This window comes from Rummeliibacillus pycnus (genome assembly GCF_050459865.1).
GTDB classification, from domain to species: Bacteria; Bacillota; Bacilli; order Bacillales_A; family Planococcaceae; genus Rummeliibacillus; species Rummeliibacillus pycnus_B.
In genome coordinates, this window is sequence record NZ_JBCMNM010000104.1 from 1 (window position 1) to 15100 (window position 15100).

16 protein-coding genes are annotated in these 15100 nt (G+C 35.2%); 7 read left to right on the top strand and 9 right to left on the bottom strand.

Going from position 1 to position 15100, the window contains the following annotated elements; genetic code table 11:
• Positions 1-273: 273 nt before the first annotated feature.
• Entirely contained in the window at positions 274-1173 is a 900-nt protein-coding gene (locus tag ABE048_RS18345) for a DMT family transporter (protein WP_430312718.1), read from the bottom strand.
• Positions 1174-1300: 127 nt separating this feature from the next.
• Between ABE048_RS18345 and ABE048_RS18350 the strand changes: the two genes are divergently transcribed.
• The 3 genes from ABE048_RS18350 to ABE048_RS18360 all read left to right on the top strand — a co-directional run bounded on the left by ABE048_RS18350 (position 1301) and on the right by ABE048_RS18360 (position 3371).
• Positions 1301-2026 carry an MgtC/SapB family protein gene (locus ABE048_RS18350; RefSeq protein ID WP_430312733.1) on the top strand — a complete coding sequence of 242 codons (726 nt, stop codon included), beginning with the start codon at positions 1301-1303 and terminating at the stop codon, positions 2024-2026.
• 12 nt (positions 2027-2038) lie between these two features.
• Positions 2039-3019: a cation diffusion facilitator family transporter gene (locus ABE048_RS18355; protein WP_430312719.1), complete on the top strand. Its 981-nt coding sequence runs from the start codon at positions 2039-2041 to the stop codon at positions 3017-3019.
• Between the two features lie 100 nt (positions 3020-3119).
• Positions 3120-3371, top strand: coding sequence for a DUF378 domain-containing protein (locus tag ABE048_RS18360; RefSeq protein ID WP_430312720.1), 252 nt, complete (start codon positions 3120-3122; stop codon positions 3369-3371).
• A gap of 90 nt (positions 3372-3461) precedes the next feature.
• On the opposite strand, the gene ABE048_RS18365 is transcribed toward ABE048_RS18360, so the two are convergent.
• The 3 genes from ABE048_RS18365 to pruA form a co-directional block, all read right to left on the bottom strand.
• The gene (locus tag ABE048_RS18365; protein ID WP_430312721.1) at positions 3462-4706 is read right to left on the bottom strand and encodes a Glu/Leu/Phe/Val family dehydrogenase; all 1245 of its coding nucleotides are present in this window, start codon (positions 4704-4706) and stop codon (positions 3462-3464) included.
• 98 nt (positions 4707-4804) lie between these two features.
• The gene (locus ABE048_RS18370; RefSeq protein ID WP_430312722.1) at positions 4805-6004 is read right to left on the bottom strand and encodes an ornithine--oxo-acid transaminase; all 1200 of its coding nucleotides are present in this window, start codon (positions 6002-6004) and stop codon (positions 4805-4807) included.
• Positions 6005-6125: 121 nt separating this feature from the next.
• Positions 6126-7670, bottom strand: coding sequence for an L-glutamate gamma-semialdehyde dehydrogenase (gene pruA, locus ABE048_RS18375; protein ID WP_430312723.1), 1545 nt, complete (start codon positions 7668-7670; stop codon positions 6126-6128).
• 138 nt (positions 7671-7808) lie between these two features.
• Between pruA and ABE048_RS18380 the strand changes: the two genes are divergently transcribed.
• Positions 7809-9116 (top strand): sigma 54-interacting transcriptional regulator, encoded by a 1308-nt coding sequence (locus tag ABE048_RS18380; RefSeq protein WP_430312724.1) that lies wholly within the window; start codon positions 7809-7811, stop codon positions 9114-9116.
• Positions 9117-9168: 52 nt separating this feature from the next.
• Here the strand turns inward: ABE048_RS18380 and yugI are convergent, their stop codons facing one another.
• Positions 9169-9546, bottom strand: coding sequence for a S1 domain-containing post-transcriptional regulator GSP13 (yugI, locus tag ABE048_RS18385; protein ID WP_430312725.1), 378 nt, complete (start codon positions 9544-9546; stop codon positions 9169-9171).
• 361 nt (positions 9547-9907) lie between these two features.
• On the opposite strand from yugI, the gene ABE048_RS18390 reads away from it, so the two are divergent.
• Entirely contained in the window at positions 9908-10120 is a 213-nt protein-coding gene (locus ABE048_RS18390; RefSeq protein ID WP_430312726.1) for a helix-turn-helix domain-containing protein, read from the top strand.
• Positions 10121-10218: 98 nt separating this feature from the next.
• Here ABE048_RS18390 and ABE048_RS18395 read toward each other — a convergent pair whose 3' ends face one another.
• Positions 10219-10479, bottom strand: coding sequence for a DUF1871 family protein (locus tag ABE048_RS18395; protein ID WP_430312727.1), 261 nt, complete (start codon positions 10477-10479; stop codon positions 10219-10221).
• A 67-nt stretch (positions 10480-10546) separates the two neighbouring features.
• Between ABE048_RS18395 and ABE048_RS18400 the strand changes: the two genes are divergently transcribed.
• Positions 10547-11734 (top strand): MalY/PatB family protein, encoded by a 1188-nt coding sequence (locus ABE048_RS18400; protein WP_430312728.1) that lies wholly within the window; start codon positions 10547-10549, stop codon positions 11732-11734.
• Between the two features lie 151 nt (positions 11735-11885).
• Here the strand turns inward: ABE048_RS18400 and ABE048_RS18405 are convergent, their stop codons facing one another.
• Positions 11886-12095, bottom strand: coding sequence for a hypothetical protein (locus ABE048_RS18405; protein WP_430312729.1), 210 nt, complete (start codon positions 12093-12095; stop codon positions 11886-11888).
• An 18-nt stretch (positions 12096-12113) separates the two neighbouring features.
• Positions 12114-12704, bottom strand: coding sequence for a peptidylprolyl isomerase (locus ABE048_RS18410; RefSeq protein WP_430312730.1), 591 nt, complete (start codon positions 12702-12704; stop codon positions 12114-12116).
• Positions 12705-13022: 318 nt separating this feature from the next.
• Between ABE048_RS18410 and ABE048_RS18415 the strand changes: the two genes are divergently transcribed.
• Positions 13023-14879, top strand: coding sequence for a transglycosylase domain-containing protein (locus ABE048_RS18415; protein ID WP_430312731.1), 1857 nt, complete (start codon positions 13023-13025; stop codon positions 14877-14879).
• Between the two features lie 6 nt (positions 14880-14885).
• On the opposite strand, the gene ABE048_RS18420 is transcribed toward ABE048_RS18415, so the two are convergent.
• On the bottom strand, positions 14886-15100 hold a 215-nt coding region (locus tag ABE048_RS18420), incomplete at its 5' end, for a hypothetical protein (protein WP_430312732.1).

Below are 15100 nucleotides of genomic sequence, written 5' to 3' on the forward strand. Positions count from 1 at the left end.
TTTGCTAGCGTATCATCATAAGATGATATCTATTGTTTGTCCTTGTTACTAACAATAGTTAGTAATCAAAGTTTATTGATTAACGTCTTGCTTGTTCAGTTTTCAAGGTTCATATCTCGTCATCAATTCGACGACTTAAACATCTTATCATCTTCTTTTTTCTTTGTCAACAACTTTTCTGAAAAAGCTTTGCGAAGAAAAAGTAGATGAGATATTAGTTTTTCAATCACGTCTTAGCGACATGTATTACTATACCTCATCTATTTTAATAAATCAATAGTTTTTCTGAAATAATTTTTTAATTTTTGATTCATCGATAACGAAGAGTGTGATACCAATAATAACTATTATTCCCCCGACGACTTGGGTACTAACTAAATGTTCATTGAAAATGAAATAAGCTAGTATTGATGCCCCTACAGGTTCAAATAATATCGCAATTGAAATCACATTAGCTGAAACCCATTTAAGAGCCCAATTAAATAAATTATGCCCTAAAAGATTTGGAATAATCGCTAGTAATAAAAACCATATCCAATCCATCGTTGGATAAGGACCAAACGATTCCCCTTTAATAAGAATATAAACGAATAACGTAATAGTGCTCGCTGTATACACAACAATCGTATAAGTTGTCAGTGAGACCCTTTTTCTTACTTCTTGTCCGAATAACATGTAACCAGTTACTAACGAACACGCAATTAACGCTAACATATCTCCATAGAATGCTAATCCACCAACTTTAAAATCTCCCCAGCTAATCAGTATACTACCAGCAATTGCAACGATTCCTGAAAAAACAGTTTTAAAAGCAATAGGTTCTTTAAAGAAAACAAATGTACCTACAATAGCAAATAACGGCTGCAATGTCACAAGGACAGTTGAACTAGCAACAGATGTATAGCGTAATGATTCAAACCATAAAATAAAGTGAAAGGCTAAGAAAATCCCTGAAATTATAGAAAAAACCCAATCTTTTTTTTCAATATCGAAAACTTCTTTTCTATAATATATTAGAAAAGTCGGCGCCATTAACAACACTGAAAATAACATTCTATAAAATGCAATCACGCCTGAATCTGCTGCTACTAATTTCACTAAAATAGCAGATGTAGAAACAGAAATGACCCCAATAAATATCGCAATTAACGGATGAACTTTTGGCTTATCCATCCTATTCACCCCCCAAAAACGTATGGCACATATCTCCAGCATAGTTGTACAATAGGAACATGTTGTCTTTCATTTTGACACTTATTATTATTTGGCACAAGCTGAATTTTGAGAGGAGGAAATTATTATTGATGCAATAGTTGAAAATTCACTTACATATGAAACCATTTTTAAACTTATTATTGCAGCACTATTAAGTTTAGGTATTGGTATTGAGCGGGAATTAAAGAGAAAGCCGGTTGGTTTAAAAACCAGTCTCGTTATCGCTACCTTTAGCTGTCTGTTAACAATTGTATCAATCGAATCAGTTTTTAACGCAGAACCTGTACCTGGTATTAACGTATCGATGGATCCTCTGCGTTTAGCAGCTCAAATTGTCAGTGGAATCGGTTTTTTGGGAGCTGGTGTTATTCTTCGCAAAGGCAACGATAGCATAAGCGGGCTAACAACTGCTGCAATGATTTGGGGGGCAGCAGGAATTGGTATTGCTGTCGGTGCTGGTTTTTATTTGCAAGCAATTATCGCAGTTATTCTTGTACTAATAGGTGTTGAAGTAATCGCTCCTCTCTTCTTTAAAATGGGACCGAAACGCCTACGTACAAAAGATGTTTCATTAACTCTTTACTTGAAAGATGCAAATGACATACAAAATATATTAAAATATCTTCATGGTCATCATATGGAAGTGGATCATATTCGTATAAAGGATGTTCGATTGTCAAACAATGAAATACAACACCAAGTAAATCTCCGTTTTTCAGCGATCTCGAAACAACTAGATATCATCTCTTTATATAATGAGATTAAAAAGCTTCCTTATACAGAAGAAGTAGAAATTGAAATATTGTCTTAAAGGGGTTAAATAATGAAAGATTTGTGGAAACTTTTACAGCACGGAAATAAACCTTCCCTGCTAGCAGCATTTGTTAACTTATTTTTAGGAATCATAAAAGCTATTGCATTCTTTTTTACAGGGAATGTCGCAATGTTCGCAGAAATGATGCACTCATTGGGCGATGCAGCAAACCAATTCTTTGTCTTTATTGGTTCTGCTTTATCTAAAAAAGCCCCAACCCGTCAGTTTCCTAAAGGATTCGGTCGAGTAGTAAACTTAGTATGTTTAGGTGCCGTCTTAATTGTTGGGATATTATCTTATGAGACAATCGTAGAAGGATGGCATCAAATTCAACACCCAGCTGAATCCTCTAAAATGTGGATTAGTATATCAGTATTAGCAATTGGGATTATCATGGAAGGTTCTGTATTATTAAAAGCAGCCTCAGAAATTTGCCATGATTCTGGGTTGGAATCAAATCCAATTACATCGCTACCAAAAGCATTTACGCATTTAGGTAATGCAAAACCTGCTACAAAATTAGTATTTATGGAAGACCTAGTTGCAACATCTGGAGGCGTACTTGCTTTAATAGCGGTTCTTATTTCGCATTTTACAGGTTTTTTACAAGTTGAAGGTATTGCATCCATACTAATCGGTGTAATGATGTTCTACGTAGTAGGTGTTGTCTTTTTAGAAAATGCACGAGGTGTAATCGGTGAAACAGATGAAGAAATGCTCAATCACATTGCACATCTCGTTTTGGATGATCCGAATATCCAAGATATAAATAAATTAGTCGTACTAAAAGAAGGCGAATTTCTACATGTAGAGCTAATCGCTGAAGTTGATCCTACATTAAGTTTTGCCTATGTAGATGATATCCGTGATCACCTAGTGGAAATAATATTAGCACAAAAAAATGTCTCAAAAGTTCATATATCATTTGATGAAGACAATGGTGTCCAGGAATGGAATCATGTTAGTGATAGACCGGAAACCTTAAATTAATCATGCTTATGCGAAGAGTAAATTTACTCTTCGCATTTTTATTTTCCACTATTGAATGAATTCTAGATTTATTCCCCAGACTGTCCATGGAGGTGATTCGATGAATGGATTCCAGAGATTTTGTCTCTTCTTAACAATTATAGGAGCATTAAATTGGGGACTTTTAGGACTGTTTCAATTTGATGTTGTTGCTACACTTTTCCGTAACGGGCAAGCTAGCTTTGGAGCACGCGTAATTTATACAATTATTGCGATTGCAGGTCTCGTTAGCTTGAGCACACTATTTGCTCCAAATAGAGGGCCACACCGTATAGTGAAAAAGGACAATGTTCGTCCATTAAAAAGTGTATAAAAAAGAAGCCGAAGAACATTTTCACAGTTCTCCGGCTTTTTTATGAATTCTAGTTGCAAGTGGCTGCTCGAGCCGACTCAACCTATATAATTAAACCCAACCTCTGAAACGAGATGCCTCAGCAGTTTTACGTACACCTACCATATACGCAGCTAAGCGCATATCAATATTACGAGTAGTTGCTACATTATAAACATTTTCAAAAGCTTCTACCATTTTCTTCATCAATTTTTCATTTACTTCTTCTTCTGACCAATAGTAACCTTGGTTATTTTGTACCCATTCGAAGTAAGAAACTGTTACACCACCAGCACTTGCAAGTACGTCTGGTACCAATAGAATACCTCGATCATATAAAATCTTTGTAGCTTCAGTTGTAGTTGGACCGTTTGCTGCTTCCACTACAATTTTCGCATTGATATTATGAGCATTTTCTGAAGTAATTTGATTTTCAATAGCGGCAGGTACAAGGATATCACAATCTAATTCAAGTAACTCTTGGTTTGTAATCGTGTTTTCAAACAATGTCGTTACTGTACCAAAGCTATCACGACGATCTAGTAAATAATCAATATCCAGGCCGTCTGGATCATGTAATGCACCATAAGCATCTGAAATACCAATTACTTTTGCGCCTAAATCACTCATAAACTTCGCTAAAAAGCTACCCGCATTACCGAAACCTTGGATGACAACACGTGCACCCTTAATATCAATATCACGACGTTTTGCAGCTTCTTCAATAATAATTGTTACACCTTGAGCAGTTGCACGGTCACGACCTTGTGAACCACCCAAAACAATCGGTTTACCAGTGATAAAACCAGGTGAGTTGAATTCGTCAATACGACTGTATTCATCCATCATCCAAGCCATAATTTGAGAGTTTGTGAAAACATCAGGAGCTGGAATATCTTTCGTTGGTCCAACAATTTGACTTGTTGCACGAACATATCCGCGGCTTAAACGTTCTACTTCTCCCATAGACATTTGACGTGGGTCACAAATGACGCCGCCTTTACCGCCACCATACGGTAGATCAACGATACCTGCTTTTAAAGTCATCCACATAGATAAAGCTTTTACTTCTTCCTCTGAAACTTGAGGGTGGAAGCGAACGCCACCTTTTGTAGGACCAACAGCATCATTATGTTGTGCACGGTATCCTGTAAATACTTTTACAGAACCATCATCCATTTTCACTGGAATACGTACTTCCAACATACGAAGTGGCTCTTTTAAAAGTTCATACATTGCTTCGTCATAACCAAGTTTTTGAAGAGCATCCTTAATAACAGCTTGTGTAGATGTAAACAGGTTTAGATTTTCTGCCATTTGATTTTTTCGCCTCTTTTATTCTTAATAGTGGTTAAAAATAGTTCTAGGTGCAAACATTGTAACATAGTTCAACGACTATGTTGACTATTTATATTTTATTTTTTAAAGACTTCGCGAATTTTATCCAATGCCCAATCTAATTCTTCTTTAGTAATTACTAATGGTGGCGCAAAACGGATAACTGATTCATGTGTTTCTTTACATAATAAACCTAAATCCATTAATTTTTCACAATATGGACGAGCTTCTATTTTTAATTCCATTCCGATAAATAATCCACGACCACGAACTTCTTTAATATCTTCGTGATCGATTTTATTTAATTCTTCAACAAAATATTGACCTAGTTCCAATGAGCGTTCTGCTAGTTTTTCATCGCGTAAAACATTTAATGAAGCAATTGAAACAGCACATGCCATTGGGTTACCACCAAATGTAGAACCATGAGAACCTGGATTGAATACGCCTAGAATTTCTTTGCTTGAAACAACACATGAAATTGGGAATACACCGCCACCTAGCGCTTTACCTAGGATATATACGTCTGGATCAATATCTTCCCATTCACACGCAAACATTTTACCTGTACGAGCAAGACCAGCTTGAATTTCATCAGCAATGAATAATACGTTATTTTCACGACAAAGTTCACGAGCTGCTTTTAGATATCCTGCTGGAGGAATAATGATACCTGCTTCACCTTGTATTGGTTCTACAATGAATGCTGCTGTATTAGGCGTAATAGCAGCTTTTAATGCTTCGATATCGCCATAATCTACAAGTTTGATACCTGGAAGTAATGGTCCAAATCCACGACGGTATTCTGGATCAGATGTTAATGAAACCGCTAACATTGTTCTGCCATGGAAGTTCCCATTACAAGCGATAACTTCTGCTTTGCCATCTTCAATACCTTTAACATCATAACCCCAGCGACGAGCTGCTTTAAATGCTGTTTCAACAGCTTCTGCACCAGTGTTCATTGGTAATACCATTTCTTTACCTGTAATCTCACTTACTAATTCATACCAAGGACCAAGTTGATCACTGTGGAAAGCACGAGAAGTCAATGTTACTTTATCAGCTTGATCTTTTAATGCTTGAATAATTTTAGGATGACGGTGACCTTGGTTTACAGCAGAATAAGCAGAAAGCATATCCATGTATTTATTTCCTTCTGGGTCTTTTACCCAAACGCCTTCAGCTTCAGAAATAACGATTGGAAGTGGCTTATAGTTTTTTGCACCATATTCATTTGTTTGAGCGATAATTTTTTCAGAACCTGTTAATACCATTTAAATTTCCCCCTTAAAATACCCTTCATTTATATAACACTTCTATTCTTCGCAATTAATCTTCAATAGTAAGCAGGCAAAAATAATCACCCCTTTGCCTGCTTATTTAAATAGTAATCTATTAAAGTGTTTCTGAAACTGATTTAGATTGCATGTGTAATGTTAAGAAGTCTGGACCACCTGCTTTAGAGCAAGTACCTGACATATTATATCCACCAAATGGTTGGTAGCCTACGATTGCACCTGTACAGCCACGGTTAATATAAAGATTTCCAACGAAGAATTCTTCACGAGCTTTTTCAATATGGTCACGGTTTGTTGAGATAACGGCACCTGTTAAACCGTATTCTGTATTATTTGCTACTTCGATTGCTTCATCGAAATCTTTTGCTTTTGAAATCGCAACGATTGGGCCAAAGATTTCTTCTTGCATTAAGCGAGCATCATGAGCAACGTCCGCAACTACTGTTGGTCGTACAAAGTAACCTACTGAATCATCAGCAGTACCACCAGCTACGATACGTCCTTCGTTATTTGCAACTTCAAAGTAGCTTGTTACTTTATTGAATGCTGCTGCATCAATAACTGTTGCCATAAAGTTATTGAAATCGGCAGGATCGCCAACTGTTAAAGCATTTGTCAGTTCAACTACACGATCAACAACTTGATCATAAACGTCTTCTACGATAACTGCACGTGAACATGCTGAACATTTTTGACCACTAAAACCAAATGCTGATTTAACAATAGATTGAGCTGCCAATTCAAGATCTGCTTCTTTATCTACAACAATTGTGTCTTTACCGCCCATTTCAGCGATAACACGTTTAATCCAAATTTGTCCTTCGTTTTGAACAGATGCACGTTGATTGATACGAAGACCTACATCACGTGAACCTGTGAAACTTACAAAACGAGTACGAGGGTGATCGACTAAGTAATCACCAACTTCTGAACCTGAACCTGGTATGTAGTTCACAACACCAGCTGGAAGACCTGCTTCTTCAAGAATCTCCATAAATTTATAAGCAATAATTGGAGTTGTTGAAGCTGGTTTTAATAATACTGTGTTCCCTGTTACCACAGCAGCAACTGCAGTACCTGCCATGATGGCAAATGGGAAGTTCCATGGAGAGATGACAACACCTACACCTAATGGAATATATCCAAATTTATTATATTCACCTGGACGACTTTGAACTGGTTTACCGTCTTTAAGTTCAAGCATTTGACGACCATAGTATTCCAAGAAATCAATAGCTTCTGCTGTATCTGCATCTGCCTCAATCCATGGTTTACCCGCTTCCAAAGTCATAAGAGCTGACATTTCATGACGACGACGTTTTGTAATAGCTGCCGCTTTGAATAGAATATCCGCTCGTACTTCAGGTTTTACTTTGCTCCAAGTTTTAAATGTTTCATCAGCGATTTTCATTGCTTTTTCTGCAAGCTCTTGGTTCGCTTTTGAAACAGTACCTACTACCTCTGTTTTTTTTGCAGGGTTGTAAGATACAATTTTGTCTTCAGTTGTAATTTTTTCCCCACCAATAATCAATGGATAATCTTGACCAAGCTCACTTTGTACTTTTTTTAAAGCCTCTTGATATGCTTGACGATTTTCCTCTTTCGAAAAATCTGTTAATGGTTCTGTTGTGTACGGAATCATTTCTTATCCTCCCTTGTGATCGAAGTGCAAAAAATATTTGCATTCATTTGTCGTTTACACTTATAATAATGCAAAATATAATTGCATTTTTCAAGTAAAAGTTTTAAAAAAAATCTAAAAATTTTTCAGGTGATAAAAATGGATATGAATAAAGAGGAATTATTGCCGTTTTATGAATTTGCGACAAAACATGTTTCCGTAGGCATACATGCAGTTGATACAAACGGTAAAACAGTTATTTATAATGAGAAAATGAGAGAAATTGAGGGGCTTCATTTAGCGGATATTCGTGATCGCTCGATATTGGAACTTTTCCAATTCGAAAAAGAAGATAGTACATTGCTGAAAGTATTACAAACAGCAGAACCTGTCCATAATGTAAAACAAACATATTGGAATCAGAATGGTCAAGAGATTACTACGATTAACGATACCTATCCAATATTAGAAAATAATAAGCTTCTAGGTGCTATTGAAATCGCTAGAGATATTACTACGTTAGAAAAGCTTGTCTACCAGCCGTTACGTCGTTATGGAGAACAAATTACATTTAATACCATCACAGCAGTATCTGAACCAATGCGTGAAGTGATTGAAACTGCCAAAAAGGCTGCAGCAGCAAGACTTCCTGTCTTACTTATTGGGGAATCTGGTACAGGAAAGGATTTAATAGCAGAAGCCATTCATAACGCATCAACACCTGCAAACGAAAATTTCATCACCTATTTCTGTAACCGTTCAGATACTTCAATGATTGAACGTTTAAAAAAACAATTACAAATTAGTGATAGCAGCACTATTTTCTGTGAACGAATTGAATATTTATCACTGGAGTTACAAAAAGATTGCCTTACATTGCTCGAAGAACATAGGCAAGATTCGCATTTATTTATCGCGAGCATAGGTGGAGATCCAATTGATTTGATCGGCTCAGGTGAATTATTGAAAGAGCTATACTATTTCTTTGCATCAGTTTCGATAATCGTACCTCCCCTTCGTAATCGAAGGGAAGATATTAAACCATTTATAAATGATTATTTAAAACGTTATGATAAGTTGTTCGGTAAAAAACTGAAGGGTATGTCCACGGAAGTTGAACAATTATTTATGCACTATGATTGGCCAGGGAACTTAAAAGAATTAGAAATGTTGCTTGATGATATGATGTCCATGGTGACTAACGAAGATTTGATTAACTATGATTTGTTACCACTTCACTTTAAATGGAAAGCGCAAGAGTTTAATTCTTCAGAAAAAAGCCCAGATTATTTTGTCGTTCAAAATGATAAAGAGCTTTTACCACTCGATGATTATTTGCGTGAGGCAGAAGAATATTATTTAAATAAAGTACTTGATATGTATGACCATAATATCACCAAAGCATCTGAAGCTCTTGGTATGAGTCGTCAAAATTTACAATATCGTATCCGCAAGATGAAAAAGTAAACCAACAAAAAAGCTATTTCGCTTCTTACTACGCGAAATAGCTTTTTGTTGGTTACTTAATACCCGATTCTTCGATCCAATCACGTAACTTTACTTTAAGTGAGTTAAAGCCTACCGAATCGTTCTCATCAACACGATCTTGTAGCGATTTACGAGGTGTTAAGTCTTTTCTTTTCATTGGCGGACGTTCTTGCAGTGCACGGATTGATAAACTTATTTTTTTTGCATCTGCATCAACTTCAAGTACCTTTACTTGAACTTCTTGGCCAATATTAATGAAATCTGTGATACTTTTTACAAAGCCGTACGTAATCTCCGAAATATGCACAAGACCTTGAGTTGTTTCATCTAATGCAACAAATGCGCCATATGGCTGGATACCTGTAACTTTTCCGGTAAGCACATCTCCTACTTCGTATTTTTTTGCCATCTGTCCTTCCTACTTTCCGTGACTTCTATATACATTTTTTCACGTAAATTATAGCACAGTCCTCTGAACTCGGGCAAAAATTCCAAATATTAATTAAAAGCTGAAGCAGCTCGTTTAGACCCGAATATCATTGGAAGGCCCGAATCGAAAACATCTTTTCTGTATTCAGGAGAGACTGCACATGGAATAACCTTGAGAAAAAATAACTTAATATACTAATTTGTTCTCAAATAATGTACGAAAATTTTTTCAAATAATAAAATTTTCTTACTTTTGTCACTGATACTTAATTTTTCTGCTTTATAACGTGTTATAATAGATTTCACATATAAAACATCAAATTAAGAGGGGTGCTTTATTTATGATGAAAGATAATCTTCATATTCAATTAAGCTTGTTACGTAAAGAACGTATTCTTACATTAGATGAGTTAGCATTAAAAACTCGCATAGGTATTGAAAAACTCGCACGCTATGAATCTGGCGAGGAAATACCTTCTGAGCAGACATTATTAAAATTATCAAATGCCCTTGAAGTACCGGTGTCCAACCTATTGGATGGAATACAAAAGTAATAAGATATAAATAGGAAAGCCTATCCTTAAAAATTAGCTAAACATTTTTAAGGATAGGCTTTTTCTTTATAAATTCAAAACCTGAATAATATAGAATCTTAAATAATACATTTTGCTTCGAATTTTATTGCTAAAAGTTTATAAGATATATCAATGCATTCTTCAATCGGAATCCATTGTTCAAATGATTGCTCATAAATCCCTTGAATTACTTTTCCTAATTCTGAAGGATTATCAATATTTTGCAGAGCTGCTACAACATCTGCAGCTTCTGTATCATAAGAAAAATCATCCATTGCAAATGGATTCCAATCTTCTAAAGTGTGTATGGCTTTTCTATTCATTTCAATATTTTCCATCGAATTTCACCTAATTTACTTTTCTATGATATTGGTTATGATAACATAATAAGAAAAAAAGAAAAGAGTGATATGCTTGAATAATTTTAGTCATGTTGAAAATAGGACTCAAACAAATTCTGTTAAGTGGGATAAATTAACTTCTATATATCAGCTTGAAGACGCATCAGATGTTCTACCTATGTGGATTGCTGATATGGATTTTGCAGCGCCACAGATACTAATCGATGCTCTCAAAAAACGACTAGATCATCCTGTATTTGGCTATTCCTTTGAAAGTAATTCCTGTACAAATGCATTTATTTCTTGGGTGGACAAGCGTTATGACTATCATGTCGAACAAAAATGGGTGCTTTATCATCAAGGGATAGTACCAGCAATTGCATCTATCATTGAAACATTTACATCAGAAAATGATGCAGTATTGATTACGCCACCAGTTTATGCACCATTCTTTCATGTTCCAAAGGGATTAAACCGTACTTTGAAAGAGTGCCCACTAATTGAATTAGATGGAACCTACACTTTTGATTTTGCAAAATTTGATGAGATTTCTGCAGCTGAAGACGTCAAATTATTTATTCTATGCCACCCTCATAATCCTGGTGGTATTGAATGGTCAGAAGATGATTTACAAGAAATCATTCGTATTTGTGTAAAAAATGATGTACTGATCTTATCTGATGAAATTCATGCAGACTTAACGTTAGATGGAAATAAGCATACACCACTCGCAAAAATTGCTGGTGATTTACAAAGCCACATTATTACTTGTATGGCTCCTACAAAAACTTTTAATATTGCAGGCATTCAAGTAGCTATGACAATTGTATCGGATAATCAAAAACGACTAAAATTAATAAAGAATGCGAATATGCATGCCCAAATGGGATTAAATATTTTTGCTTCAACAGCTGTTGAAGCAGTCTATTCTTCAGAGGGTGAAGAATGGCTTAATGAACTCTTATCATATATCTCTTCAAATATGGATTTAGTTATTGAAAAGTTAACTACAGCAATTCCTGAAATCAAAATTCATAAATCTCAAGCTACTTACTTACTATGGATTGATTACCGTAATACAGGCCTTTCAGAGGATGAAGTGATGCATCGCTTGCTCTCAAAAGGTAAATTAGCATTAGAGCCTGGTACAAAGTATGGCGAACAAGGAAGAGGCTTCTTACGCATGAACGTTGCCTGTCCACAATCTACTGTTGAAGATGGCATCAACCGTTTTATAAAAGCTTTTAAATAATACTTTCATGAACCTTGACCCAACTATCCATGAATAATCCCCCCCTGTCGGACAGAGCATCAAAAGCATCTTAGACAATCATTTTAGGGGATTTATCTTCAATAAAAAAAATCCTGTACTAGTTTCTAATAGCTAGTACAGGATTTTTTATTTAATGTTGATTTGGAGAAGATTGTTTTTCCTTTAAGATTTTCTCTTCTAATTCTCTTGTTTTTTCTAAGTCTTTTCTTGCTTTTTTTCTAAAGAAATTAAAAACAAGGATACATAAAACAAGAATAATTGCCATCTCTATTGCAGCAGGAATATATTCTGATTTATCTTCAGGAAAATATAGGAATTCATTTAAAATCCAAAGATTCATAAATCATACATCTCCTTATTATTTTTCGATAACTTTAATCGATTTAATCACAACGTCTTCTACTGGTTTATCTTGGAAACCTTTTTCAACATTAGCGATTTCATCAACAATATTCATACCTTCCACTACATGACCGAATACAGTGTGTTTTCCATCTAACCATGGAGTACCACCATTTTCTTTATAAGCATTGATTACTTCTTCTGGGAAGCCAGCATCTCGCATTTGACCAATCATATTAGCAGGAACTTCTGACATTTGTACGATAAAGAATTGGCTACCGTTTGTGTTTGGACCAGCATTTGCCATTGAAAGAGCACCACGAAGGTTCATAAGTTCAGGAGCAAATTCATCTTCGAATGAATGACCATAAATACTTTCGCCACCCATACCTGTTCCAGTTGGATCGCCACCTTGAATCATAAAGTCTTTGATAACACGGTGGAAGATAATACCTTCGTAGTATCCATTTTTAGCATGAGTTAAAAAGTTTTCAACTGTTTTTGGTGCTTGTTCAGGGAATAATTTAATTTTGATAGCACCTAAAGTTGTGTTCATTTCTACTAATACTTCGTTTTCTGCTACTTCAGTTGTAAATTGTGGGTACATAATTACATCTCCTTAAATTTAAAATAGGCTTGCTTCATTTAAATATTGGTAAAGTGATTAGATCATTTTTATGAAACAACATTCACTTTACGCATATACTCTTTTTATTTCTTTACTACATCCTGTCCTAGTCTAACATAAATAGAAGTATTTTTCAGTCTAGAACATTGATCTTCATCTTTTAGACACTTTCTTTCGTTAATTGGACTATTAAAAATCTTACTTCTTTTGTCCATCTCTTATTAGAAATGTGCTATTCTTTTAAATGGTGAAGTAAAATTCCCAAATCTATACATAAGACTAAAGAGGAGGATATATTTGAGAAAAGTAGTAGGTAGTCTTATTATAATTTGTAGTCTTCCTCTGCTATTTTTTCTTTTTGAGAAAATTTCAATCGAATTACAAACTGCGAAAGCCTTTGAAAAACAATTTACAGCGAATATTCAATTAGATGCTCCTAATGTGCTAGTCCCTACTATTCTAAAAGATCGTAATCAAAAAGTCTTTTCTGAAGAATACACAGAGTGGAGAAAGCCATTAGAGCTTGTAGATATCCCTGAATTTGTACAACAACTATTTATCTATAGTGAAGACGCAAACTTTTATGATCATATAGGCTTTGATATGACTGCAATTGCTCGTGCCTTTATCGCTAACAATTCTAGTGGTGAGGCTTCTCAAGGCGGGAGTACCATTACTCAACAACTCGTTCGTATGCGTTACTTATCTCAAGAAAAAACATATGAACGAAAAATATATGAAATCTTTTATGCTTATGAACTTGAACGAAAAACAACAAAAGATGAAATTTTGAACATGTATTTGAACGAAATGTATTTTAGTAATGGTGTTTACGGTATTAATGGTGCTGCAACTTACTATTTCAATAAACCAGTATCTAAATTATCTAAAGCCCAAATGGCTTTTATATCCGCTATTCCGAATAACCCATCTCTATATGACCCATTAAGACATTTCAAAAATACAAAAAAGAGACAAGAGCGTCTAATAGATAAATTAGTGGAGAAAGATGTTTTATCCAAAAATGAAGCTGAAAAAATCAAAAAAGAAAAAATTGTTATTACTCTAAAGAAGAAAAAGCAATTGTACCCGGATTATAGCACGTATGTGATGAATGAATTTCGTGAGCTTATTGCTACAAAAGAGGGGTATAAAGAACAATTACAAGCTGCAAAATCGTCTCAACAACGACAAGCGATTAATACAAAGCTTACGAAACGTGTTAATAAGCTATTAAATCAAGGCTTAACTATTGAAACAGCATTATCACCTACCAAGCAAGCTGCTGATACCTCAAATATTAATCAGATTTTGGCAAATCGCGGTGAGTTACAGGCTTCTGCTGTTGTAATTGACAATACAAATCGTGAAATCATTAGTGTTTACGCAGGGAAAGACTATAGGAAATATGATTATAACCGAGCTTTCCAAGGTGCTCGTCAACCCGGTTCAGCCTTTAAACCGTTAATCGATTATGCCCCATATTTTGAAGAGACAAATGCTACACCATATACATATGTCAGTGGTGCACCTTTCTGTAAAGGAAATTATTGTCCTCAAAACTATGGGGGGCAGGTTCTAGGAAATGTAACCATTCAACAAGGTTTCCGAAATAGCTATAATACAGTCGCTATGCGATTGTTCAATCAAATCGGCGTAGAAAAGGCTTTTTCCTACTTAAAACCTTTCCAATTTGATTCGTTAACGAAACAAGACCATGTCTATGCTGCAGCAATTGGTGGTTTAACTCATGGTGTAACGACGGCAGAATTAGCAGATGCATATACGAGCTTTATAAATGGGGATTATCGACCTGCACATGCTATACGTAGTGTAAAAGATAGTAATGGTAATGTACTATACAAATGGGACACCCAATCGAAACAAGTTTGGTCTCCAAGTACAGTGTCACACATTCGATTCTTAATGTCTGATGTTGTCCAACACGGTACAGGTATGGGGATTCATGTAAATGCTCCTTATGTTGGTGCTAAAACAGGAACAACAAATGATTATCGAGATTACTGGCTTGCAGGTTTAACAGATCGTTATACATCTGCAGTATGGATTGGTTATGATCGACCACAAAATATGGAAGGCCTCGAAAATGCGAAGATACATCATCGGATTTTCTCAAGCATTATGAATAACTAAAAAAAGCTATTGGAAATGATATTGATTATTTCCAATAGCTCTTTTTTTATCGGCTCTATTTAATTTATTAGGTTGTTCATATTGAGTATCCGCGGGAATAGTTTTCGGAACTGGTATGTAATGATTCTTCACCTTCTTACCCAAACACGAGGCCACTGAAAAAGTAAAGCAATACAAATATTTATAGTATATATCTGTTTTTGAATGAAGTGGAATTAGCT

Excerpts from the sequence above, each read along its gene's own strand:
- yugI (WP_430312725.1), bottom strand. The coding sequence starts at position 9,546 with ATGGCAAAAAAATACGAAGTAGGAGATGTGCTTACCGGAAAAGTTACA.
- ABE048_RS18405 (WP_430312729.1), bottom strand. The coding sequence starts at position 12,095 with ATGAATCTTTGGATTTTAAATGAATTCCTATATTTTCCTGAAGATAAA.
- ABE048_RS18345 (WP_430312718.1), bottom strand. The coding sequence starts at position 1,173 with ATGGATAAGCCAAAAGTTCATCCGTTAATTGCGATATTTATTGGGGTC.
- ABE048_RS18370 (WP_430312722.1), bottom strand. The coding sequence starts at position 6,004 with ATGGTATTAACAGGTTCTGAAAAAATTATCGCTCAAACAAATGAATAT.
- ABE048_RS18395 (WP_430312727.1), bottom strand. The coding sequence starts at position 10,479 with ATGGAAAATATTGAAATGAATAGAAAAGCCATACACACTTTAGAAGAT.
- ABE048_RS18365 (WP_430312721.1), bottom strand. The coding sequence starts at position 4,706 with ATGGCAGAAAATCTAAACCTGTTTACATCTACACAAGCTGTTATTAAG.
- ABE048_RS18390 (WP_430312726.1), top strand. The coding sequence starts at position 9,908 with ATGATGAAAGATAATCTTCATATTCAATTAAGCTTGTTACGTAAAGAA.
- ABE048_RS18380 (WP_430312724.1), top strand. The coding sequence starts at position 7,809 with ATGGATATGAATAAAGAGGAATTATTGCCGTTTTATGAATTTGCGACA.
- pruA (WP_430312723.1), bottom strand. The coding sequence starts at position 7,670 with ATGATTCCGTACACAACAGAACCATTAACAGATTTTTCGAAAGAGGAA.
- ABE048_RS18360 (WP_430312720.1), top strand. The coding sequence starts at position 3,120 with ATGAATGGATTCCAGAGATTTTGTCTCTTCTTAACAATTATAGGAGCA.
- ABE048_RS18355 (WP_430312719.1), top strand. The coding sequence starts at position 2,039 with ATGAAAGATTTGTGGAAACTTTTACAGCACGGAAATAAACCTTCCCTG.
- ABE048_RS18410 (WP_430312730.1), bottom strand. The coding sequence starts at position 12,704 with ATGTACCCACAATTTACAACTGAAGTAGCAGAAAACGAAGTATTAGTA.